The organism is Chryseobacterium barbadense, from assembly GCF_042849955.1.
In the GTDB taxonomy this organism is placed as follows: Bacteria; Bacteroidota; Bacteroidia; order Flavobacteriales; family Weeksellaceae; genus Chryseobacterium.
On the sequence record NZ_BAAFHL010000001.1, the window covers coordinates 68702 to 91561 of the forward strand.

General features: G+C 35.5%; 19 protein-coding genes. 5 read left to right on the plus strand and 14 right to left on the minus strand.

Annotated features, from left to right (window positions below):
- From ACGHIN_RS00385 to rpiB, 6 genes are all read right to left on the minus strand, one after another.
- Positions 1-750, minus strand: coding sequence for an SDR family NAD(P)-dependent oxidoreductase (locus ACGHIN_RS00385; protein ID WP_390450034.1), 750 nt, complete (start codon positions 748-750; stop codon positions 1-3).
- A gap of 82 nt (positions 751-832) precedes the next feature.
- Entirely contained in the window at positions 833-1204 is a 372-nt protein-coding gene (locus tag ACGHIN_RS00390) for a YraN family protein (protein ID WP_390450035.1), read from the minus strand.
- Between the two features lie 5 nt (positions 1205-1209).
- Positions 1210-2136, minus strand: coding sequence for a S66 peptidase family protein (locus tag ACGHIN_RS00395; RefSeq protein ID WP_390450036.1), 927 nt, complete (start codon positions 2134-2136; stop codon positions 1210-1212).
- Entirely contained in the window at positions 2136-2822 is a 687-nt protein-coding gene (locus ACGHIN_RS00400) for a LysE family translocator (RefSeq protein ID WP_390450037.1), read from the minus strand. The genes ACGHIN_RS00395 and ACGHIN_RS00400 overlap by 1 nt, the downstream gene beginning before the upstream one ends.
- 60 nt (positions 2823-2882) lie before the next feature.
- Positions 2883-5033 (minus strand): ribonuclease R, encoded by a 2151-nt coding sequence (gene rnr / locus ACGHIN_RS00405; protein WP_390450038.1) that lies wholly within the window; start codon positions 5031-5033, stop codon positions 2883-2885.
- Between the two features lie 230 nt (positions 5034-5263).
- Complete coding sequence (rpiB, locus tag ACGHIN_RS00410; RefSeq protein WP_390450039.1) at positions 5264-5698, minus strand: ribose 5-phosphate isomerase B; 435 nt, start codon at positions 5696-5698, stop codon at positions 5264-5266.
- Positions 5699-6252: 554 nt separating this feature from the next.
- Here rpiB and ACGHIN_RS00415 point away from each other — a divergent pair.
- Positions 6253-7443 (plus strand): phosphoglycerate kinase, encoded by a 1191-nt coding sequence (locus ACGHIN_RS00415; protein WP_390450040.1) that lies wholly within the window; start codon positions 6253-6255, stop codon positions 7441-7443.
- A gap of 327 nt (positions 7444-7770) precedes the next feature.
- Here the strand turns inward: ACGHIN_RS00415 and ACGHIN_RS00420 are convergent, their stop codons facing one another.
- The 6 genes from ACGHIN_RS00420 to ACGHIN_RS00445 all read right to left on the minus strand — a co-directional run bounded on the left by ACGHIN_RS00420 (position 7771) and on the right by ACGHIN_RS00445 (position 16430).
- Complete coding sequence (locus ACGHIN_RS00420; protein ID WP_390450041.1) at positions 7771-8592, minus strand: class I SAM-dependent methyltransferase; 822 nt, start codon at positions 8590-8592, stop codon at positions 7771-7773.
- A gap of 115 nt (positions 8593-8707) precedes the next feature.
- A complete protein-coding gene (gene mnmG, locus ACGHIN_RS00425; RefSeq protein ID WP_390450042.1) occupies positions 8708-10570 on the minus strand; it encodes a tRNA uridine-5-carboxymethylaminomethyl(34) synthesis enzyme MnmG in 1863 nt (620 codons plus the stop codon).
- A 113-nt stretch (positions 10571-10683) separates the two neighbouring features.
- Complete coding sequence (gene ybeY / locus ACGHIN_RS00430) at positions 10684-11103, minus strand: rRNA maturation RNase YbeY (protein ID WP_390450043.1); 420 nt, start codon at positions 11101-11103, stop codon at positions 10684-10686.
- A 3-nt stretch (positions 11104-11106) separates the two neighbouring features.
- On the minus strand, positions 11107-13263 hold the full coding sequence (locus ACGHIN_RS00435) for a patatin-like phospholipase family protein (protein WP_390450044.1): 2157 nt from the start codon (positions 13261-13263) through the stop codon (positions 11107-11109).
- 2 nt (positions 13264-13265) lie between these two features.
- Complete coding sequence (locus ACGHIN_RS00440) at positions 13266-15713, minus strand: bifunctional UDP-N-acetylmuramoyl-tripeptide:D-alanyl-D-alanine ligase/alanine racemase (RefSeq protein ID WP_390450045.1); 2448 nt, start codon at positions 15711-15713, stop codon at positions 13266-13268.
- A 126-nt stretch (positions 15714-15839) separates the two neighbouring features.
- Positions 15840-16430: a thymidine kinase gene (locus ACGHIN_RS00445; RefSeq protein WP_390450046.1), complete on the minus strand. Its 591-nt coding sequence runs from the start codon at positions 16428-16430 to the stop codon at positions 15840-15842.
- Positions 16431-16490: 60 nt separating this feature from the next.
- On the opposite strand from ACGHIN_RS00445, the gene ACGHIN_RS00450 reads away from it, so the two are divergent.
- From ACGHIN_RS00450 to ACGHIN_RS00465, 4 genes are all read left to right on the plus strand, one after another.
- Positions 16491-18005: a hypothetical protein gene (locus tag ACGHIN_RS00450; RefSeq protein WP_390450047.1), complete on the plus strand. Its 1515-nt coding sequence runs from the start codon at positions 16491-16493 to the stop codon at positions 18003-18005.
- Positions 18006-18007: 2 nt separating this feature from the next.
- Entirely contained in the window at positions 18008-18682 is a 675-nt protein-coding gene (rsmI, locus tag ACGHIN_RS00455) for a 16S rRNA (cytidine(1402)-2'-O)-methyltransferase (RefSeq protein WP_390450048.1), read from the plus strand.
- Positions 18683-18927: 245 nt separating this feature from the next.
- Positions 18928-19671, plus strand: a complete 744-nt coding sequence (gene fabG, locus ACGHIN_RS00460; RefSeq protein WP_390450049.1) for a 3-oxoacyl-[acyl-carrier-protein] reductase — start codon at positions 18928-18930, stop codon at positions 19669-19671.
- 2 nt (positions 19672-19673) lie between these two features.
- Entirely contained in the window at positions 19674-20993 is a 1320-nt protein-coding gene (locus ACGHIN_RS00465) for a DUF6056 family protein (protein ID WP_390450050.1), read from the plus strand.
- A gap of 6 nt (positions 20994-20999) precedes the next feature.
- Here the strand turns inward: ACGHIN_RS00465 and ACGHIN_RS00470 are convergent, their stop codons facing one another.
- Both ACGHIN_RS00470 and ACGHIN_RS00475 read right to left on the minus strand, forming a co-directional pair.
- Positions 21000-21755 carry a DUF1835 domain-containing protein gene (locus ACGHIN_RS00470; RefSeq protein WP_390450051.1) on the minus strand — a complete coding sequence of 252 codons (756 nt, stop codon included), beginning with the start codon at positions 21753-21755 and terminating at the stop codon, positions 21000-21002.
- Positions 21756-21759: 4 nt separating this feature from the next.
- Positions 21760-22800: a GMP reductase gene (locus tag ACGHIN_RS00475; protein WP_390450052.1), complete on the minus strand. Its 1041-nt coding sequence runs from the start codon at positions 22798-22800 to the stop codon at positions 21760-21762.
- Between the last annotated feature and the right edge of the window lie 60 nt (positions 22801-22860).

A 22860-nucleotide genomic window follows, 5' to 3' on the forward strand; every position in this document is an offset into this window, starting at 1 on the left:
CTATTTTCTGTAAATAGTTCTCGGTTCAGCCTGAGCCGCAGGATAAATAGTCATATCGGAAATACAGACATGTTTTGGAGCATTTACACAATAGGCGATTGAATCTGCTATATCTTCCGCTTTTAAAGCTTCATAGCCTGCATACACAGTAGCTGCTCTTTCACTGTCTCCTTTAAATCTTACCAAAGAAAAGTCCGTTTCTACTGCTCCGGGCTGAATATTGGTTACTTTGATTCCGAATTCCGTTAATTCAAGTCTCATTCCTTCGGAAATAACGTCTACTGCTTTTTTAGTAGCACAATAAACGACACCATTAGCATACGTTTGTCTGGCCGCTACGGAGCTGATGTTAACAATATGCCCGGAATTTCTTGCTTTCATTCCCGGAATAAGCATTTTGGATACGTATAAAACACCTTTTACATTTCCGTCGATCATAGAGTCCCAATCATCTGTTTTCCCTGCTGAGAGAGGGTCTAAACCATGCGCATTACCTGCATTATTAACCAGAACATCAATGCTTTTCCATTCTTCAGGGAGGCTGTTGATCGCATTTTCAACATCTTTCAGGTTTCTTACATCGAATTGTAAACTAAATATTTCAGTGAAGATGGAAAGTTCTGTTTTCAATGCATCTAAAGCTTCTCTTCTTCTTCCACAAATGATAATTCTGTTTCCTTGTCTGGCAAGTAATTCTGCAGTAGCTCTCCCTATTCCGGAAGTGGTTCCGGTAATTAATATTGTTTTCATAAAAATTATAAATTTTAATGTAAGAATCTATCAATGTAGCAGTTTATCAATTGTTACATTGTTATATTTTTAAATTGTTACATTAATTGGCATCGAATGCTTCAAAAGCATCAGTGATATGTTCAATACTTAAATTTCCTTTTTCATCGGGAAGTACAGAAATAATATCAAATCTGACTTCATTCTGTTTATTGAATTCTTCCATGTAGTGATTGGCTGCAGAAACAATTGACCGTATTTTAGTTTTGGTAACGGCTTCCTGCGGCAACATAAAAGCATCTGTAGATCGGGCCTTGACTTCAATAACTGCAATCCTGTTGTCTTTTTCTGCAATAATATCTATCTCAACTTTCCGGAAACGGAAGTTTCTCACAAGAATTGTATAGCCGTTTTTCAACAGATATTCTACAGCCTGATCCTCTGCTTTTTTTCCAAAATCATTGTGAATAGCCATTCTTACTAAAAATCAACCTTTACCTCATCCCCAACCTTCATCTTAACCTTTCCTCCGATAATTAATGGTCTGTTATCTTTGATATGCCCGTTTGGAAAGCTAAAGACAACAGGAAATTTATATTTGGAAAGCCTGTCTGAGATCAGCTGATAAGCAAATTCATCAAAGCTTTCTTCATAGTTTTTATTCTCCTTTTCGTCACCCATATTGGTCATTCCGCCTACAATAAGGCCACTGATTTTATTGAAAACTCCGGCCAGTTCAAGACTCATGATCATACGGTCTAATGCATAGAAGTTTTCACCGATGTCTTCAATGAATAAAATTTTATCTTTAAAATCAAACGAATATTTGGTTCCCAATAAGGCATAAATGAGGGCTAAATTGCCCCCAACGAGTTCTCCTTCACAATTACCCGGTTTATTCAATTCATTGGCTTGTAAAGTATATTTTGGCATTTTCCCTTTTAGAATATCAAATATAAGGTCATAGCTTTCATTCGTAACTCCAAAACTGGAAGTTTTAATGGTTTGACCATGAATCGAAGCAAACCCTTTTTTCAATAAATAGCTTTGAATAACCGTATTATCTGAATATCCTATATACCATTTCGGTTGTTCTTTAAACTTGTTAAGCTTTAAATGCTGAACCAGATGTTGGCATCCATATCCGCCTCTGGAAGCCCAGATCGCCGAGATTTCATTGTCATTTAAAGCCCAGTTGACATCTTGTATTCTTTCTTTTTCTGTTCCGGCGTAATTATAGCCGTTAGAAAATTTAGTATACAGATGTTCCCCTAAAACAGGTTCAAAACCTCTGCTTTTGATCATTTCTATTCCCTTTTCAAGCTGAGTGGTATCCACAGCTCCCGCAGGAGAAATAACCGCTATTTTATCACCTTTTTTCAGAGATTTCGGAAAAATATTTTTCATTATTGTGTCTTTTGATATTTTACTTCTTTTTTTTCTGCTTCTTCTAATTTCTTATCAAACTGATTGAACTTTTTAAAACTCTGCAAAAAGATGAAGAAACTGAAAATAATAAGAATTCCACCAACAACCCTTCTGATCTGGTTGGCCAGCTTTTGTGTTAATTTATAGTGAAATTGTTTTGCCAGGAATATTTTAGCAAGATCTATACACAGGTACGTAGCGATCACAATCCCGATGTAAAGAATGAAATTGCTGGTATCCGGATACTGATTCCTTACCGAGATCACCGTTACCAGCCAGAAGAGAATGACTCCTACATTTAAAAGATTAAAGAAAAAACCATTAATGAATGTCTTGAAATAATTCTGATTAATGATTCTTTCTTCACCAGGCATGTGCATTTTGGTCCTGGTGACCATCATAACGATACCATAGACAAATATAAGTATGGAGGTAATCCTGTAAAATCCGGGATGTTTGTCAATTAAAGTTACTATATCCGCACTTGCATAATAGGACGCCAAAATACATAATAAATCGGCGGAGATTACCCCCAGATCCAATGCTAGAGCATGTTTTGGTCCTCTTGAGAAGCTGGTTTCAATAAGCAGGAAAAATATAGGTCCTATGAAAACCAGGCTTAACATGAATCCTAATACAATAGCAGAAAGTATAAGTTCAAACATGTATAATTCTTTTAAAGATGAAAAACATCATCTCTTACAAAGTTATACTTTCTGATTTAATTAATCAACTATCTTAAAGTCCAGTTGTTTTTGAATTAGGTTGGCTTTTACCACTTTGATCTGAACCTGATCTCCCAGTTGATACTTATTCCCTGTTCTTGATCCGTAAACCGCATGGGTTTTAGCATCGAACATATAGGAATCGTCCACTAAATCTCTCAATTTAATCAATCCTTCCGCACCGTTTTCAGGAATTTCCACCCAGAAGCCAAATTCCGCTACTCCGGAAATCACTCCCGTGAAAATTTCTCCGATGTGTTTTTCCATAAATTTCACCTGCATGAACTTAATAGAGTCTCTTTCTGCATCAGCAGCTAATCTTTCCATAGAACTGCAGTGTTTGGCTTTTTCTTCCAATTCATGTTTACTCGGCGATTTTCCGCCATCCAGATAATGCTGAAGTAAACGATGGGCAATCAGATCGGGATATCGGCGGATAGGCGAGGTAAAATGGGTATAATATTCAAATCCCAAACCGTAGTGCCCGATAGGTTCTGTAGAATAAACCGCTTTGCTCATACTTCTCATGGCCAAAGTTTCAATCATATTTTCTTCTCCTTTTCCTTTGACATCATGAAGTAATTGATTCAAAGATTCAGCTACTTTTTTGGTGTTGGCCAAATTCATTTTATAACCGAAAGTGGACACAAAGTCTCTTAATGCTTCCAGTTTGGCAGGATCCGGGTCATCGTGAACCCTGTAAATGAAAGTATTATTGGTAATTTCTCCTTTTCTGGATAATGATACAAATTCAGAAACTTTTCGGTTCGCCAACAACATGAATTCTTCGATCAAATGATTGGAATCTTTACTTATTTTAAAATAAACTCCTACCGGTTCATTGTTTTCATCAAGATTGAATCTGACTTCACTTCTGTCGAATGTAATGGCTCCTTTTCGGATACGTTCTGCACGCATGATTTTGGCAAGCCTGTCCAACACAAGAATTTCTTCTGCCAGATCTCCCTGCCTGGTTTCAATCCGTTCCTGAGCTTCTTCGTACGTAAACCTTCTGTCTGAATGGATCACTGTTCTTCCAAACCACTGTTTCTGGATTTCAGCATTATCATTCAGTTCAAAAACGGCTGAAAATGTATATTTGTCTTCGTGTGGGCGAAGCGAACACACATCATTACTTAAAACTTCGGGCAACATCGGAACAACACGGTCGACCAAATAGACTGAAGTAGCTCTTTGATAAGCTTCATCATCTAAAATAGTTCCCGGAACCACATAATAAGAAACATCCGCAATGTGGACTCCGATTTCCCAATTTCCATTTTCCAGCTTTCTTATAGATAAGGCATCATCAAAGTCTTTGGCATCTTTTGGGTCTATAGTAAAAGTACAGATACCACGCATATCCCAACGTTTGGCTACTTCCTCATCGGTAATGTTTCTGTCTATTTTATCCGCATCTCTTTCCACTTCATGAGGAAACTCATAAGGTAAACCATATTCTGCTAGAATAGAGTGGATCTCCGTCTCATGTTCTCCCGGAGCTCCTAAAACCTGGATGATTTCCCCTTCCGGGTTTTTGTCACCCGGTTTCCATTCTGTCATTTTTACGATGACCTTATCACCGTTTTCAGCACCTCCAAACTTTGTTTTCGGGATAAAGATATCTGTATTGATAGTCTTTTTATCACACACCACAAATCCAAAATCTTTATGATTGATAACCTGGAATGTTCCTACAAATTCAGTTCGGGCTCTTTCCAGAACTTCCAAAACAGAACCTTCAAGCTTTTTACCTTTATAATGATAGGTTATAATTAATACTTTATCGCCTTGTAAAGCATCTTTTACATTTTTGGAATGGATAAAAATATCATCTTCCAGTCCTTCTACATTTACGTAGGCATTACCGCTCTGATTAAAATCTATAATCCCGGTTAATGTTCCGGCAATATTAAGATTGACAATATATTTCCCTTTTTCCGCTTCTTTAATCTTTTCAGAAGCTTGTAATCTGTGCAAAGCCTGGATCACCTGTTCCCTTTGTCTGGGGTTTTTATAATCTATTCCGTCTGCAATTTGCTTATAATTATAGATTTTAGACGGATTTTCGTTCATGAAACGCAGGATCAGTCTTCCGATCTCCTTCAGTTTCATATCATTTTTATGACTTATATATCTTCCTTTTTTCATTTTAGTTATTGTTTAATTCAACTACATCAATTTTCCTTCCATCTTTTTTACAATGGGTTAGTTTGTATAAATTTAATACAAAAAGTGGTGCGGATAGGGGGAGAAAACCTTTTTATTAATATTGAAGGTTTTTGGACGGGAATAAAAGAATGTGTTTCAACTTGACTTTGCAAAGATAAGTATTTAAAAATAAATAAGGCTTGCCAATTGACTGACAAGCCTTTATAAGTTTAGCAGTATGCTATTTTATCTACTCTGTTCTGGTGTCTTCCACCTTCAAAATCGGTGGAGAGAAACTTATTAACAATTTCTATGGCTACTTCTTTTGCAATGAATCTTGCCGGAATGGAAATCATATTTGCATCGTTATGTTGTCTTGCCAATTGAGCAATTTCAGGCATCCAGCAAAGGGCACAACGGATTTTCTGATGCTTGTTAGCTGTAATCTGCACGCCATTTCCGCTTCCACAGATCAAAATTCCCAATTCACTCTCTCCATTTTCCACAGATGTTGCTGCAGGGTGCACAAAATCAGGGTAATCTACACTGTCTGTAGAGTAGGTACCAAAATCCTGAACTTCAAACTGCTCTTCGAGATGCTTCTTAATGATCTCTTTATATTCGAAACCTGCATGATCAGCAGCTATAGCTATCTTTCTTTTCATAATTATAGTATTAGACTTATTAGATTTTCTTTCCCTGCAAAGTTAAGTATTCTATTCACAACTGTTAGCTTTTCATTAGTTAATTGTGAAAACTCATGTGAATAAGTGTGGAAAACTTTTGTGAACTCTGTGTTTTTAAATTAAAAAAAATGGTTATTGAAATTGGGCTTCAAAAATTTGATAAAGAATTTTCAAAATCTTTTTTCCAGATAATCTTTAGTTTTTCCATAGCTGAGAAATTAATAATAGTTGCTGTTTACAAGTTATCCATAATTGTTAATAACCATAAAAAATATCAGATTTACAGCCAGTTATATTGTTAATTAAATATGAATTGAAAACACATTTCATGTTATGAAATTTTTGAACAAAAGTTATCCCCGAAACTCACAATACTTAACAACAATCACCGACTTTCTTTTTTTAAAAAAAATAAAATTGTTGATTAGTGGATGATTGGGGTTGTGGGAAGTTTTTTGAAAACTTTTGTCAGGATGGGGGTTTTCAAAAAGTTTAAAATCTTACATTTGTGAAAAGAAAATTCAAAGCAATTTATGAAGACAATCAATGATTTCAATTTTAGAGATAAGAAAGCTCTGGTAAGAGTAGATTTCAATGTTCCGCAGGATGATCAGCTTAATGTAACAGATAATACAAGAATTGTTGCCGTAAAGCCAACTGTGGAGAAAATCCTTAAAGATGGAGGTTCTGTGATCTTGATGACGCATTTAGGGAGACCTAAAGGAGAAGTAAAAGATGAATTTTCTCTTAAACACATCATAAATGAAGTTTCTAATGTTCTTGGGCAGGAAGTTAAATTTGTAGAGGAATCAGTAGGGGAGAAGGCAGAACATGCTGCCTCAGTACTTCAGCCGGGTGAAATCTTATTATTAGAGAATCTTCGTTTTCATAATGAGGAGGAAAAAGGAGATGAAGAATTTGCTCAACAGCTATCTAAATTAGGTGATGCTTACGTGAACGATGCTTTCGGGACAGCTCACAGAGCACACGCTTCTACAGCAGTTATTGCTCGATATTTTCCTTCAACTAAATTTTTCGGTTTATTAATGGCAAAGGAATTACAAGCTATTGATAAAGTTTTAAAAAGCGGTGAAAAGCCTGTTACAGCTATATTGGGAGGATCTAAAGTTTCAACTAAAATTACCATTATAGAAAATATCTTACCTGCTGTAGATAATTTAATTATTGGTGGTGGAATGGCGTTTACATTCATTAAAGCTTTGGGAGGTAAGATCGGTAATTCTTTGGTGGAAGATGATAAACTTTCTTTGGCGATAGAGATTTTAGGAAAGGCAAAAGAACATAATGTTAAAGTATATCTTCCTTCTGATGTTATTATTGCTGAAAGTTTTAATAATGACGTAGAAAGAAAAGAAGTAGATATTTATGCCATCCCTGAAGGATGGATGGGATTGGATGCCGGTCAGAAATCAAGAGATCAGTTCAATGATGTCCTTTTAAATTCAAGAACTATTTTATGGAATGGCCCTATCGGAGTTTTTGAAATGTCAAACTTTGCTGCAGGAACGGTTGCATTAGGAGACAGTATAGCAGAAGCTACGAAACTAGGAGCTTTTTCACTAGTTGGGGGAGGAGATAGTGTTGCTTTCGTAAAACAATTCGGATACGGAGATAAAGTAAGCTATGTTTCTACCGGTGGAGGAGCAATGTTGGAAAGTCTGGAAGGTTTGGAACTTCCGGGAGTGGCTGCAATCAATAAATAATATTTTTAAAAATTATAAATTTAAGTCCGCTGATCCTTCAGTGGACTTTTTCATTTAATTATAAATTCAATTTTCCTCTAAGATGTTAAAAAATGACGTTTAGAAAATAGCTCTACAATTAAGATAGGTTTTTGATATTTTTAATTTAAGTGAAATTTTAAATTTTCAGAATTTTAGATTGATATAATTTTTTGATAAGTTAATTATATTTGGACTTTTTTATTCCTCACTTAAAAATAAAAACTCTGAAATTTTTCAGAGTTTTTTTAATTTTTTATTTAAAAATGCTAAAAATTAACCTTCAGAAATAGGTCAAAAATCGATTTTCTATTTTTTTTCGATAATATAGATCAAACTGGAAAATTCGTTGGAAAAAAGTGCCTTTATGTTAGAAATCGTTCCGTAGCACATTGCTTTTAGCCAAAAAAGTGGTGATTTTTGGTATTTTTCGCTTAACATGGAAATATAATAAGAATCTAAAATTAAAGGTTTGATTTTTCTCATTTTCCAATTAGGTTTGGATGAAATTAAATTTTCCATTCCCTTTTTTGAAAAATGATAGATATGTCTCGGTACATCATAAGCTGCCCAATATTCCTTATAATGTATAGCATCATAAGAAGTGGGGTTGGGAACGGCAATAATTAATAATCCTTTTTCTTTTAATTTTTGATGAAAAACGTAAAGCATTTCATCCTGATTTTCTATGTGTTCAAACACGTGCCATAAGGTAATAGCATCCAAACTTCCATCTTCAATTGAATGAAGATCATCAATTATTTTTGCTGTGGAGATCTTATTTTGTGCTGCTGTTCTTGCATCGGAATCAGGCTCAAAACCGAACGCTTCAAAATCATTTTCAATATATTTTACAAATTCTCCGGCACCGCAACCATAGTCTAAAACTCTTGAATTTTTCTTTATTCTGTCTACAAGAATATTTTTCTTGTATTGTAAATTAAAAGATTGTAAGAATTTATAAAGTTTTTCTTTCAAACTCCCGGAATCCTGATGATGGGAAATATAATCTTCACTTTCATAATATTTGGAAATATTGGATGGAATAGGAGAGGTCTTGAATACTCCTTTGGTTTCCGTTTCTTTAATTTCAAATATTTCCTGAGAAAGAAAATGATCTTTAATTTTCATATTTAATTAATTCAAAAATTAAAAGATTCAAAAATTAAAAGATTGATTAATTGGCTAATTTTTTAATTCTTGAATCTTTAATAAAAGTTGATGTTTCACGTGAAACATATAACAATTATCTTCCTAAATACACTAGTAAAACGTTGATATCGGCTGGTGAAACCCCACTTATTCTTCCTGCTTGTGCAATGGTTTTAGGTTTTACATTAGACATTTTTTGTTTAGCTTCAGCAGAAAGACTTGAAATCTTGGAATAATCAAAATCTTCAGGAATTTTAATGTTTTCCAGACGATTCAATTTAGCCACATTTTCCTTTTCTTTCTCTATATAGCCTCTATATTTGATATTGATCTCTGCCTGTTCTCTTACTTCATCGTCGTACTGAGAAGCTTTTTCCTTAATGGTTTCAATATTTTCAAGCTTTTCCAACGTCATATTAGGTCTTGTAAGTATCTGAGCGGCTCTGTAAGCCTGATCTACCGGACTGCTTTCTATACTTTCCAGGATAGGATTTATAGCGCCCGGTTTTAAAGAAATTTCTCGTAAAAAATTCTCAAGTTCTTCACTTTTAGCTACTTTTTCTTCCACTCTTCTTAATCTTTCTTCTTTAGCCAAACCTAAATTATATGCTCTTTCAGTAAGTCTGATATCTGCATTATCTTGTCTTAAAAGCAGCCTGTATTCTGCTCTTGAAGTGAACATTCTGTAAGGTTCTTCCGTTCCTTTTGTGATTAAATCATCAATTAAAACGCCGATATAGGCTTCATCTCTGTTTAAAGTGAATTCACCCTTGTCATGTACCTTATTATGGGCATTAATCCCCGCCATAAAGCCTTGTCCGGCAGCTTCTTCATATCCTGTAGTACCATTGATTTGGCCTGCAAAATATAAATTGTCAATAAGTTTTGTTTCTAATGTATGCTTTAATTGAGTAGGCGGAAAATAATCATATTCAATTGCATAGCCGGGACGGAATACTTTTACATTTTCAAATCCAGGGATATGTTTCATGGCTTTGATCTGAACATCTTCGGGTAGGGAAGAACTGAATCCGTTTACATAAATTTCCACTGTTTTCCAGCCTTCCGGTTCTACGAAAAGCTGATGTCTTGTTCTTTCTGCAAAACGGTTGATTTTATCTTCAATACTTGGACAATATCTTGGACCTAAGCTTTGAATAGTTCCATTAAACATAGGGCTTCTATCAAAGCCTTCTCTTAATATATCGTGTACTGTTTCGTTGGTATAAACGATATGACAGCTTAATTGTTTGGTTAACTTAGGAGTATCTAAATAGCTGAATTTTTGAGGGTTTTCATCTCCTTTTTGTTCTTCCATTTTGCTGTAATCCAAGCTTCTTCCGTCTACTCTAGGTGGAGTGCCGGTTTTCATTCTCCCTGCTTCGAAACCTAAGGATACAAGCTGTTCCGTGATTCCGAAAGCTCTTGGTTCACCCATTCTTCCACCTCCTAACTGCTTGTCTCCAACATGGATCAAACCATTAAGGAAAGTTCCATTTGTAAGAACTACGGATCTTCCTTTTATCTCAATTCCTAAAGAAGTGATAACGCCTGTAACCTTATTATTTTCGATAATAAGTTGTTTAACCATATCCTGAAAAAAATCAAGATTTGGAGTATTTTCTAATGCTAAACGCCATTCTTCTGCGAAGAGCATTCTGTCGTTCTGTGTTCTCGGAGACCACATTGCGGGACCTTTGGATAGATTAAGCATTTTGAACTGGATGGCTGATTTATCCGCTACAATTCCTGAATAGCCTCCCATAGCATCAATCTCTCTTACGATTTGCCCTTTTGCAATGCCTCCCATGGCGGGGTTGCAGCTCATCTGACCAATAGTTTGCATGTTCATAGTCACAAGCAAAGTTTTTGAGCCGAGATTAGCTGCTGCAGCTGCCGCTTCACATCCTGCGTGCCCTGCACCTACTACTATTACGTCGTATATTTCTGAAATCATTTTATCTCATATTTGGTTTTAAAATCAATGTTTTTATTTTGTAATGTTTCACGTGAAACATTGATTAAAAAACCGGCTTATAATGGTTGTTTCCGTTTATTTAATAATAGTTTTTAAAGATATGAATCTTTATATTTGGCTAAATAAACATCTTCTTTTCTTCGCATTTCTTTTTCCTCTTCTTCTGTTTTATCCTTATATCCGCAAAGATGAAGGATACCATGAGCTAAAACTCTTCTCAGTTCTTCTTCATAATTTTTAGACAGGGTAGAAGCGTTATCCGAAATGCGCTGCAAAGATACGAAAATCTCTCCGCTTATTGTTTTACCTTTTACATAATCGAAAGTAATAATGTCTGTATAATAATCATGCTGAAGATAATCCTGATTTACTTTCAACAAATATTCATCATCACAGAAGATATAATTGATTTCACCCAGTTTTTTTTCTTCTGAAATAATAAGATCTTCCAGCCATTGGGTGTATTCTGTATTGACAGATTCGGGCAAGTTTTCGTAGAAAAATTGTATCATTGTTTAAAACCAGTGTCCTAATATCACACTGAATATGCCTTTTTGATTATTTTTAAGTGAGTGACTGAAGTTGACTTTGATTTGGCCGAAAGGAGATTTATATCCTGCCGTAAGTCCTAAAGAGCTGTAATTTAATTTCACGGTATCTTCGAAACTGATGTCATCAGAAAGATTCGCTAAAGAAAAATTTCCACTGATGAAATAATTCTTATTGAATTTAAACTGGATATCATTAGAAATTAAAATAGTATTGTTAGTATTCAGCTGTGCAAAATAAAAACCTCCGAAGTTTTTAAAATTAATTACGTTTTGTTCAAAAATTCCTCCTAATCTGTATTGGTAGAATTCAGGCAGATTGTCACCAATGGTAATTCCACCATATAGATTAAGACGATAAGAGAACTGTTTGGCCAGAGGAATATTGATTCTGATATCAGCTTTTACCTGGACAATTCTTTTTTCCACTTCAGACTTTAATAAATCTATAACTTTTCCTTCGGCAGAGATATAAATACCCTTGGAAGGGAAGTCCTTGTCGTCCTGCGTATCACTTTTTAAGAATACATAAGGGTTCAAAAAACGTTTATATCTTTGATTGGTACCATTGGCCTCGGCTTCAAAGTAATCGTGGCTTATTCCGCCTCCTATTGCGAATTTATCTTTCCATATTGATTGGATATAGGCCTCGTTCCTCAGCCACATCCAGTTATCAATTTCATAATTGTTCTGGTCTTTGATGTCAAAGCTCATTCCTGATGAATAGATTCCAAATCCGGGGATGTAACCGTTATCGATAAAATAGTTGAGATAATATCTTGGTTTATCGCCTACAATAACATCTACGGAAAGATTTGTATTTTTGAACAAAAGACGCTTGGCAGAATAATTGACCAATAATCCTGTTTTGAAAACTTCATCGTAATGTAAACCGAATTTCAGGAAATGCCTTGTATCATCTTCCGTGACATATAATTTAAGATAATTGGCTTCATTTCCCGGGATAATATCATAATTGATAAAACGATAATTATTAGTAGCAACCAATTTATCAATCATCTTATTAATACTTCCATAGGTATGCATGGAGGGAAGCCTGAGTCCCATCTTTCCTAAAACATAGTTTTTGCCATATATTTTGCTTCCTTCTATATCAATGCTGTCAATCTTATAGACATTTGAATAAATAGGATTTACACGTTCTCTAAGACGGTCGAATGAGCGTTTTGGAAGCTGATCCAGAACGGCTGTATATTTTAAACCTTCAGCATAGCCACTATCAAGTATTTTCTTCTTTTCGTCATAGCTTGTGGCCGTCATGCCTTTCAGATTAGGCTTGATATTGATATCGGTGTATTTATACTGGCGTTTTGTATCTTTTTTGATCCCGAAATCAATAACCTGGTTAAGAATGGCTATAATGTTGTTTAAATCCTCTCTTTTGGATAGATCCTGATTCAGGTCCACCCCGATAACGATATCGATTCCTTTGTCCTTTAATGGCTTTGAAGGATAGTTTACCGACATTGCTCCGTCAATGTAAATGCTGTCTCCGATTTTTACGGGATCCATCAAGGAAGGAAATGCAGAGCTTGCCATAATGGATTGCACCAGATCTCCTTTCTCAAAAATTTCCATATTTCCGCTTTCCAGATTCGTCGCCACACACATGAAAGGAATAGGAAGCTTAGAAAAATCATCGATATTGGAAACGTTCTTGAAAAGCTCTTTCAGCAGGTAAACATTCTTTTGTCCTGTGCTAATGGAGGAGGGAAGGGTTATTTTACCATTTTTAAGAGGAATGGACAGCAGGTATTTATCGACGGATTTATTGTAAAAAGTGGCTTCTTTACGGGATTTAGGGTCCATAATTAAGGAATAAAAATCCGTATCCATCACGATTTTTTCTATTTCCTTTCCAGAGTATCCTGAGGCATATAACCCCCCAACAATGGCCCCCATACTGGTTCCGGCAATATAATCAACCTTGACTCCTAAGGAATCCAGTACTTTTAATACTCCGACGTGAGAGAACCCTTTAGCTCCGCCTCCGGCCAGGGACAGTCCAATTTTTGGATTTTTAGGAATCACCAGGTCTTTTTTTACCTGCGAATGAATCAAAAGGAGTTGAAGAGTAAATAAAAGTATCAGGAGCTTTCTCATAGCTAATCTTTGATATATATCCGCTTCACCCGGGGTGAAATGGAGGTTAATACTTCGTATGTGATGGTTTTGCAATAGCCTGCAAATTCTTTTAAACTAGGGTAAGCATTAAAAACAGTTACCGTATCACCTTCTTTTACATTCGGTATATTGTCTACATTAATCATCATCATATCCATACAAATATTGCCTACAATAGGTGCTAAAGTTTTATGTACCCCGACATTTCCTACCTGGTTTCCGATCAGTCTAGGAATTCCGTCCGCATAACCTACGGGAATTGTGGCGATTTTTGTCTTGTGATCCGTTTTATATTTTCTGCTGTATCCAACGGATTCTCCTTTTTCTACTAAAGAAATCTGTGAAATTACCGTTTTAAAACTCACCACAGACTGTAGCTGCTTTTGAATTTCAGGATTGGCAGATTCTCCAAGCATTCCAATACCGATTCTCACCATATCATACTGATGATCGGTATAACTTGTTATTCCTGAAGAATTTAGAATATGCCGAATAGGTTGATACCCTAATTTTTCAATTAAATAGGCTGAATTTTTATCGAAAGTCTCTAATTGGTTCAGTGTGAATTCTCTTTCCTCCGGTACATCTGAAGATGATAAATGACTGAAAATACTTTGAATTTTTAAATTCTTATGTTCTAAAACTTCACAAAGTTCGTCCAGTTCAAATCCTTTGAAACCAAGACGATGCATTCCCGTTTCCAGTTTAATGTGAATAGGGTACTTTTTATCATATCCGGATCTCTGAACGGCTTCATAAAATAATTCCAATACCCGGAAACTGTAAATTTCAGGCTCCAGATTATATTCGATAATAGCTTCATAGCTGTGTTGCTCAGGATTCATTACTACAATAGGAGTGGTAATTCCTTTTTTACGAAGCTCTACGCCTTCATCGGCAAATGCAACACCCAGATAATCAATATGATGGTGTTGTAAAAATTCTGAAATCTCATAACTTCCTAATCCATAGGAATTGGCTTTCACCATGGCCATCATTTTGGTTCCCGGCCTCAGTAGAGATTTATGGTAATTAATATTGTGCAAAATGGCATTCAGATTAATCTCTAATACTGTATCATGCTTTCTGAGCTCGAGAATATCTTTCAATTTTTCAATCTCAAATTTTCTGGCTCCTTTGAGAAGAATGATTTGATTTTCTATTTCTGTAAGATGTTTACTTTCAATAAGTTCATGAGTATTAATGAAAGTAAAAGTTTTTGCTTTAAAAAGATGGGAAAACCTGGTGATTTCATGACCGATCAGGAAAACAGAATCAAATTTCTGCTCGTTCACAAGATCAGAAACTTCTTCATACAGCTGTTGTGAATTGGAGCTTACTCCAACAATATCAGTCAGAACTAACGTTTTTTTAGGCTTTTTATATTCATTTAAAAACTGTAGAGCTGTTTTCAGAGAATCCAGGTCCAGATTGAAAGAATCATTGATAATGATATTGCTTTTAATACCCTCAATAGCTTCCAGTCTCATTTCAATAGCTTTCAGGGCATTAATTTTTTCAACCACTTTTTGGTTTTCTATACCCAACTCTTTTAAAACGGTGATCAAAGCTAAAGCATTTGTTAAAGTCGCCTCATCACGTTGATGAACAGGAAAGATAATCTCCTCGCCCAAATATTCAACGACTACATTTTCATCCTTAAAAATATCATTTTTAATGAAAACCTGATTCTCCTTTTTTAAGCCATATGATATTAATTTTTTACTTGAATATAAATCTTTTATCTTTTGATCAACCAGTAAGTTATCACCATTATAAATAACAACATCCGAATTCTTGAAAAGCAGTATTTTTTCATCAATTAATTCTTCCTCAGACCTGAAATTGGCAGCATGTGCAGACCCGATATGGGTAAGCAACCCGACTTGCGGATGGAAAATATTTTCCAATTTTTCCATTTCGTGGGGTTTGGAAATTCCCACTTCGAAAATCCCCAGCTCATGGGTATCATTAATTTGAAGCAAAGAAAGGGGCAACCCGATCTGGGAATTAAAGCTTTTAGGACTTTTCACGGTAGGAAATTCATTCCAGACACATTGGTACAGCCATTCTTTTAAGATAGTTTTTCCATTGCTTCCGGTAATCCCGATGGATTTTAAATGAGAATTTTCAAAATGATACTTGGCCAGTTTTTGGAGGAATTCCACTGAATTTTCCACAATAATCCAGGTGATATCTTCAAATTGCGGATTATGATGCTCGGAGATAATGATATTGATTCCTCTGTCTATAGCAGATTCAATGAATTTTTCTCCAGAGTTTTTTTTAGTATTGATAGCTACGAAGGCGGTATTCCTGGTAGAGTAAATAATCCTGCTGTCAAAAGCTATGTTTTTGACAAATAACTCATTATCCCCAATAACCTGTGCATTGGTGATGGTTGCAATTTCTTTTACTGTATAATTCATTTACTGACCCCTTCAACTTTATTATAAGCGAAGTTGCAAAACTCTGAGATTGCAAAATCGCAAACCGTAAAATTCTTTTTAACTGATCATAGTTTAGAATTTTACGATTACTTATTTCTAACGTATTTATTTTTTCTTTTTTGAAAGCACTTCATCAATAAAAACCCGTCGGCTTACGGCTTCATAACTTTCTGTTTCTCCTAATTCCACAAGATTATCTCCCTGAGAAGTCCTCATGGAGTAATTAGCAAGATTACCTGTTCTCTTGCAAATAGCGTGCACTTTTGTCACATACTCTGCAGTAGCCATTAAATTAGGCATCGGACCAAAAGGACGGCCAAGAAAATCCATATCCAGGCCTGCAATAACTACTCGTATTCCGCTGTTTGCCAGTTGATTGGCTATATCAACAATGCTTTCATCAAAAAACTGGGCTTCATCAATTCCTACGACATCACAATGAGAAGCCAGCAAAAGAATTTCACTAGGATTTTCTACTGCTGTACTGCGGATTTTATTCTGATTATGAGAAACCACATCTTCTTCAGAATATCTTGTATCCAGTTTCGGTTTAAAAATTTCCACATTTTGCCCCGCCATTTCAGCCCTTCTCAGTCTCCGGATCAACTCCTCAGTTTTACCCGAAAACATAGAGCCGCAAATAACTTCCATCCAGCCACTCTGTTTGGAATGATTAATTGTATTTTCTAAAAACATTTGTTAAATTAGCCGTATATTTTTAACATCAAAAGTAAGCAATTTTAACAAGAATCTTATATGCAGAATATCCAAGATTTAAAGGAAAAGATTTTTTTCGAATCCAGAAATATCATTGATATTTTAGAGAAAATCAACAATGTAGACGAATTACTTTCTAAGCAGGATCTTGTGGATGAGCTTGCTAACAGAATCTCATTTTTAAGATTGCTGGAGAAGAATATCGAGTATTTTATTAATGATAATTCAATACAATATTCAGAGAATCAATTTGTTGAGAGCCACTATTCTGAAGCTTCTGAATCAGGAAATGAAGTTACCGAGGAAGAAGCCATTTTCAATAATGAACTGAATGAAATAAATGAAAATTCTGAAAATAAGGAAGAAGAATCTTTCAGCAAAGGGATTACTGAGGAGGAAGCTATTTTCAATAACCAGCTGAATGAGATTGTAGAAAGCGAGTTTCATGAAGGCTTTGTTAACCTGGTTGAAGGAAGTCAAACCAAGAATGTTGAAATTCCGGATGAGTCTATTGAGGGAGAAGCTGTTTTTATGAGTCAGCTCAATGAAGTGGATGAAAATGAGCCGTCTGATTATCAGGAAAATGCTTTAAGCTTCGTTGATGAAGAAAGAATTCTTGCTAATGCGGAACCTGAAAATGATGAAGATATCCATGAAGACATGTTTGTGAATGAGATGACTGAGGAAGAGGCCATTTTCAATAATCAGCTTAATGAAATAGATGAATTTGAAAATCAAATTTCAGATTATCAGGATAATAACGAAGAGGGCTTTGAAGAGGAGGAAAAAATCCAGGATAATTTTGAATCTGAACTAAAGTCGGCGGAATACACAGAAACAATCCCAAGTATTTTTGACACCGAAATTTTAGAAGAAGAAGAGATCCTGATTGAAGAAACCGAAGACCAGTTTGTTACTTCACATATTGCTATTGAACAAGGTGAGATGATAACTGAAACATCCAATGTTGAAAATATTGTAAACGAAATAAAAAGCGAAGTACAGATAGAAGAAGAACAGGAAGAAAAAATAGCTTCCGAAGATGTTGACAGAAGGAAAATTATAGATATTGACAGACCTCTGCCGGAAATAGAGAAAGAAAAGCCTGCCTCTGATGAAAACTTTGAAAACCTGGATGCCTATCAACAGGAAAGAAAGATAAAATTAGCCAATATCAAAGGGTTGAAGGTAGTTCAGACTTTATTTGATGATGATCCTCTGGAAAGAGAAATTCCCAAAGAAAAAGAAGAGCCTGTTGTTAAAAAAGAAGAAACAGGCAGTATCTTAAAAACCAATATTCCAACAGATTATATGGAAGCTGAGAAGGCCAAACCTGAGTTCAGACTGGATCTGAATGACAGAATTGCCTTTTCAAAAGTGCTATTCGGAGGAAGCCAGTCGGAGCTTAATGAAACGGTGGCAGCATTAAACAGTTTCAAAACTTTAGATGAAGCAAAAGAATATCTGAGCGAGCTTTATTATGAGAAAAACTGGAAAAAAGTGGATGAGTATGCTCAACGCTTATGGGTATTGGTAGAAAATAAATTCTTATAATTTTGAGCGGTATTCTTTATTTTGTTCCTACTCCCGTGGGAAATCTGGAAGATATGACCTTCAGGGCAGTGAATGTCCTGAAAGAAGTAGATTATATTTTATGTGAGGATACCAGAACCTCAGGCATTCTTTTAAAGCATTTTGAGATTTCAAAACCCTTAAGATCTTACCACCTGCATAATGAACATCAGGCCACGGAAAAAGTGATCTTGGACCTTAAAAGCGGACAAAATATAGCACTAATTACGGATGCGGGAACTCCTGGAATATCAGATCCTGGTTATTTGTTGGCTAAAGCCGGTGCAGATCATCAGATCGAAATGATTTGTCTCCCGGGAGCAACAGCTTTTGTTCCAGCATTGGTGGTATCCGGATTACCTAACAACGAATTCCTTTTTGCAGGGTTTCTTCCACAAAAAAAAGGCAGACAGACTAAACTGAAACAGCTTGCGGAAGAGAAAAAAACAATTGTTCTATATGAAAGTCCGCATAAGATCAATACGACTTTAGAACAAATTAAAGAATTTTTCGGAGAAGAAACCAAAGCCAGCTTAAGCAGAGAGATTTCTAAGAAATTTGAAGAAACCAAGAGAGGGACAATCAATGAGTTAATTGAATTCTCTAAAAGCAAAACCTTAAAGGGAGAAATTGTTTTGATTGTTAATAATTCTATTTAAATAAAATCTAAGTTTTTAAAGACATCGTAATTATCATGTATTTGATGTAACAGTCAACTGCAGGATTTTGATGGAATGATAGACCATAGAAAGATATAAATATTCACTAATTTAATGATTTAAAATGTATTGAATAGTAAATTATAATATCTTTGCGGTTTATTATCTATTTTAGAAAACAAAAAAGCACCAAATAACACTAAGGATTAAAATGAATGGAAAAGGGAAATAATAATTAATAAAATATGAAAATATTAGAAGGAAAAGTAGCGTTGATTACTGGAGCTACAAGAGGAATCGGAAGAGGAATTGCTGAAGTTTTTGCTCAACAGGGAGCGAAAGTGGCATTTACTTATGCAGGTTCCGTTGACAAAGCAAAAGAATTAGAAGCCACTTTAAGTTCTGTAACTCAAATTAAAGGTTACCAATCTGATGCATCAGATTATGATGCTGCTCAGAAATTAGTAGACGAAGTGATGGCTGAGTTTGGCAATATAGATATTCTGATCAATAATGCAGGAATTACAAGAGATAATTTATTGCTGAGAATGTCTAAAGAAGATTGGGACACCATTATCAAGGTAAATTTAGATTCTGTATTCAACCTTACGAAAGCGGTGATCAAGCCAATGATGAAGGCAAGAGCAGGGTCTATCATCAATATGACATCCGTAGTTGGGATAAGCGGTAACGGGGGACAGGCAAATTATGCTGCATCAAAGGCCGGAGTTATCGGGTTTACTAAATCTGTGGCCTTGGAATTAGGATCCAGAAACATTCGTTGTAACGCTATTGCTCCAGGATTCATCGAAACTGAAATGACGGCATCTCTGGATGAGAAAACACTTCAGGCATGGAGAGACGGAATTCCGATGAAGAGAGGCGGGCAGCCGGAAGATATTGCCAATGCATGTGTATTCTTAGGAAGTGAAATGTCTTCATACATTACAGGACAAGTTCTGAATGTTGATGGAGGGATGTTAACATAGAAATGAAACCAGCACAGAATATAGTAGTATTCTTGTCAATCATTTTACTTATCGGTTTGACGTACATTTCTTTTTTTAATGTATATCAAACCGATGATTATATATATTCCTATTCGTCCCGGAATAATGGAATTTTCGGAAGCATGATCAATTATTATATGACATGGGGAGGAAGATATTTTGGATATTCAATGAATACCTTAATTCCTGTTTTTTACGATAAACAAGGAATTTTGCCTAAAATATACCCCATATTTTTATTTTTAGTTTTTCTCGGGACTCTGTATTTAAATTTCAGACACTATTTTAATTACCCTGTTCAAAAAGCGCTCCTGAAAAGCATCCTGTTATTTTTCTTTTATACCGCTCTTCTTATAAGCCTTCCGGAACACTATTTCTGGGTTACCGGATCCAATATTTACTTTTTGCCGGTCATTTTATCAGGGCTCTTGCTGTATTTTTTTGGAAAGTATCAAGAATCTAAGAAACAAATATGGTTTTGGCTATCTTTACTATTAGTAATCATTTTAATGGGCTCCAATGAAATCCTGGCATTGATTATTGAAGGGATGCTTATTGTTTTTTACTTTCAGAAAAGATCAAAAGAGGCAAAAGTATTACTGTTAACTGCAACAGTGTTTCTTTTAATAAGCTTTCTGGCACCGGGAAATTTTATCAGGCTTAACGAAACTGAAGGAGGTTTTATCCAATGGATGAAAAGAATAGGTGTAATAGGCGCCAATACACTTTATATCTCCATTAAAGCCATCCTATTGCTTCCTTTATTCATGAAAATCTTTGAGGAAGACATGGGAGCAATAAAAGAAAAAATCAGCCTTAAAAGTGCTTTATTGGTTTGGATCGTATCTTTCCTGCCATTATTATTTACGGGATACATTCTCAATACAATAGCCAGGCAATTTGAAAGTGTCATATTCTTTTATTTTATTTCTTCTTCTGCTGTTTTAATGTTTTTATATTCGAAAATTAAAAAACTCTGGTGGGCAAGCTTAATTATTATCTTCTTGCCGGAAACTCACTTTTTTTCTAAAAAGTATTCCAATTTTGATATTGATTTTAATATCCATAATATCATTAGGGAAGTTTTTCACACAAATATGAAAGCTTATGAAGAAGAAGTAAATACCAGAATGACTACAATTAAAAGCTCCCCAAAAGATTCAATAACTGTTGACAGAATTAAGAATGTGCCGGTTATTTTATATTTTGCTGAAATGGCATCTGAGAAAGAAGAAAAAACATATATAAATGGTCAGCTTGAGAAATATTTTAATAAAAAATACATTAGAACAAAAGAATAAAAGCTACTATTTTGCAGTTGTATCATACATTTTCTTTACCTGAAGATCTCCATATCCGTAGATTCCGAATTTCTGTTGAAACTTTTCGAAAACGGCATTAAAATCCGTAATGCCGGAATCAACCAGTTCTCTTATATAGATTTTAGGATTTGTCGAAGTTTGATTCTCCGGAAAAGTATTTAAATAGGCATCAACGACTGTTTTTAAAAGATTAAAACAGCCTGATTGAGTTTCAGATAAAAGTGTCAGGCAGCTCTTATCCTGATTTTGATAAGCCTTCCAAAGCCTTACACCCAGTTCAATATCTTTTCCTTTACATTCAACCCTTGATTGCAGCGCTTTTTTCAGATCTTCACTGTCTGATAAGGAAAAGCCTTTCCAGTGATCTTCGAGAGAGGGAACTTGAGGAAAGACCCTGTAAATTTTAATATTTTCTTTTTCCGACAATAAAAAGAGGCAAAACCACATATTGGTCTGACAGAATAGATCATCTTCAAACCAAAGGTTTACTTCCGCACCTTCAGGAATATCCAATATTTTCAGGAATTCGGAAACTGTTTTTTCGTAATATATTTCTTTTTCAATACTGTAATCCTTTGAAATGGATTCAGCTCTCAGTTCCCAGAAATCTCTTAGAGAGTCGGCTTTTACATCACCGGAAATCAGGGCCTCACGACAGATGATCACCTTGCCGTCTATTGAAGTTTCCTTTAATTGTACAGCAAGGCAGTCACCATTGAGTATATGAAATACCTTTTTCAAAAAATTAATCTTTAAAAACCTGGTTTTCCTGCTCCTGAACCCTGATAAATGTGGTTCTTTTGGAAAGTTCCTTTAACTTGGATGCCCCAACGTAGGTACAGGTGGAACGTACGCCGCCCAAAATATCCTTCACCGTTTCTGAAACAGGACCCTTATAAGCTACTTTTACGGTCTTACCTTCTGAAGCCCTATATTCTGCAACTCCTCCGGAATGTTTATCCATCGCTGTTTTAGAACTCATTCCGTAGAATAAACGGAATTTCTTGCCATTTTCTTCTATCATTTCACCACCACTTTCGTCATGGCCGGCAAACATTCCGCCAAGCATAACGAAATCAGCACCGCCACCAAAAGCTTTGGCAACGTCTCCAGGAACTTTACAGCCTCCATCCGCAATAATATGCCCTCCCAAACCATGCGCTGCATCCGCACATTCAATAATAGCGGAAAGCTGTGGATAACCGACACCGGTTTTTACACGGGTCGTACACACAGAACCCGGCCCGATTCCAACCTTAATGATATCTGCACCTACCAAAAGAAGCTCTTCCACCATTTCTCCGGTTACAACATTTCCCGCCATGATTATTTTATCCGGGAAATTAGCCCTTGCTTTCTTCACAAATTCCACAAAATGCTCGGAATATCCATTCGCTACATCTATGCAGAGAAACTCGATTTTTGGATGCTTTTCGAGAATCTGCCTGATTTTTTCTTCGTCTGCCTTCCCGGTACCTGTACTTAAGGCAATATATTGATGAATACTTTCCGGCTGATTTTGCAAAAACCGGCTCCATTCCTCTACGGAATAATGTTTATGAACCGCTGTGATAATTTTATCTTTAGCCAGCTCCACAGCCATTTCAAATGTTCCAACCGTATCCATATTGGCTGCAATAATGGGAGTTCCCCTCCATTTCTTTTTGGTATGCCTGAAAGTGAATTCTCTTTCCAAATCAACTTCGGAACGGGATTTTAGAGTGGAACGTTTAGGGCGGAACATCACATCCTTAAACCCCAGTTTTATGTCATATTCTATTCGCATTTTGGGTAATTGATTAAAATTGTTTATCAAATAAAATTAGCAAATAATCTTAAATGTATT

Coding starts and splice junctions, on each gene's coding strand:
- ACGHIN_RS00475 (WP_390450052.1), bottom strand. CDS start 22,800: ATGCGAATAGAATATGACATAAAACTGGGGTTTAAGGATGTGATGTTC.
- ACGHIN_RS00440 (WP_390450045.1), bottom strand. CDS start 15,713: ATGAATTATACAGTAAAAGAAATTGCAACCATCACCAATGCACAGGTT.
- mnmG (WP_390450042.1), bottom strand. CDS start 10,570: ATGATTTCAGAAATATACGACGTAATAGTAGTAGGTGCAGGGCACGCA.
- ACGHIN_RS00400 (WP_390450037.1), bottom strand. CDS start 2,822: ATGTTTGAACTTATACTTTCTGCTATTGTATTAGGATTCATGTTAAGC.
- ACGHIN_RS00445 (WP_390450046.1), bottom strand. CDS start 16,430: ATGTTTTTAGAAAATACAATTAATCATTCCAAACAGAGTGGCTGGATG.
- ACGHIN_RS00435 (WP_390450044.1), bottom strand. CDS start 13,263: ATGAGAAAGCTCCTGATACTTTTATTTACTCTTCAACTCCTTTTGATT.
- ACGHIN_RS00420 (WP_390450041.1), bottom strand. CDS start 8,592: ATGAAAATTAAAGATCATTTTCTTTCTCAGGAAATATTTGAAATTAAA.
- ACGHIN_RS00465 (WP_390450050.1), top strand. CDS start 19,674: ATGAAACCAGCACAGAATATAGTAGTATTCTTGTCAATCATTTTACTT.
- fabG (WP_390450049.1), top strand. CDS start 18,928: ATGAAAATATTAGAAGGAAAAGTAGCGTTGATTACTGGAGCTACAAGA.
- ybeY (WP_390450043.1), bottom strand. CDS start 11,103: ATGATACAATTTTTCTACGAAAACTTGCCCGAATCTGTCAATACAGAA.
- ACGHIN_RS00415 (WP_390450040.1), top strand. CDS start 6,253: ATGAAGACAATCAATGATTTCAATTTTAGAGATAAGAAAGCTCTGGTA.
- rpiB (WP_390450039.1), bottom strand. CDS start 5,698: ATGAAAAGAAAGATAGCTATAGCTGCTGATCATGCAGGTTTCGAATAT.
- rnr (WP_390450038.1), bottom strand. CDS start 5,033: ATGAAAAAAGGAAGATATATAAGTCATAAAAATGATATGAAACTGAAG.
- ACGHIN_RS00385 (WP_390450034.1), bottom strand. CDS start 750: ATGAAAACAATATTAATTACCGGAACCACTTCCGGAATAGGGAGAGCT.
- ACGHIN_RS00450 (WP_390450047.1), top strand. CDS start 16,491: ATGCAGAATATCCAAGATTTAAAGGAAAAGATTTTTTTCGAATCCAGA.
- ACGHIN_RS00390 (WP_390450035.1), bottom strand. CDS start 1,204: ATGGCTATTCACAATGATTTTGGAAAAAAAGCAGAGGATCAGGCTGTA.
- ACGHIN_RS00395 (WP_390450036.1), bottom strand. CDS start 2,136: ATGAAAAATATTTTTCCGAAATCTCTGAAAAAAGGTGATAAAATAGCG.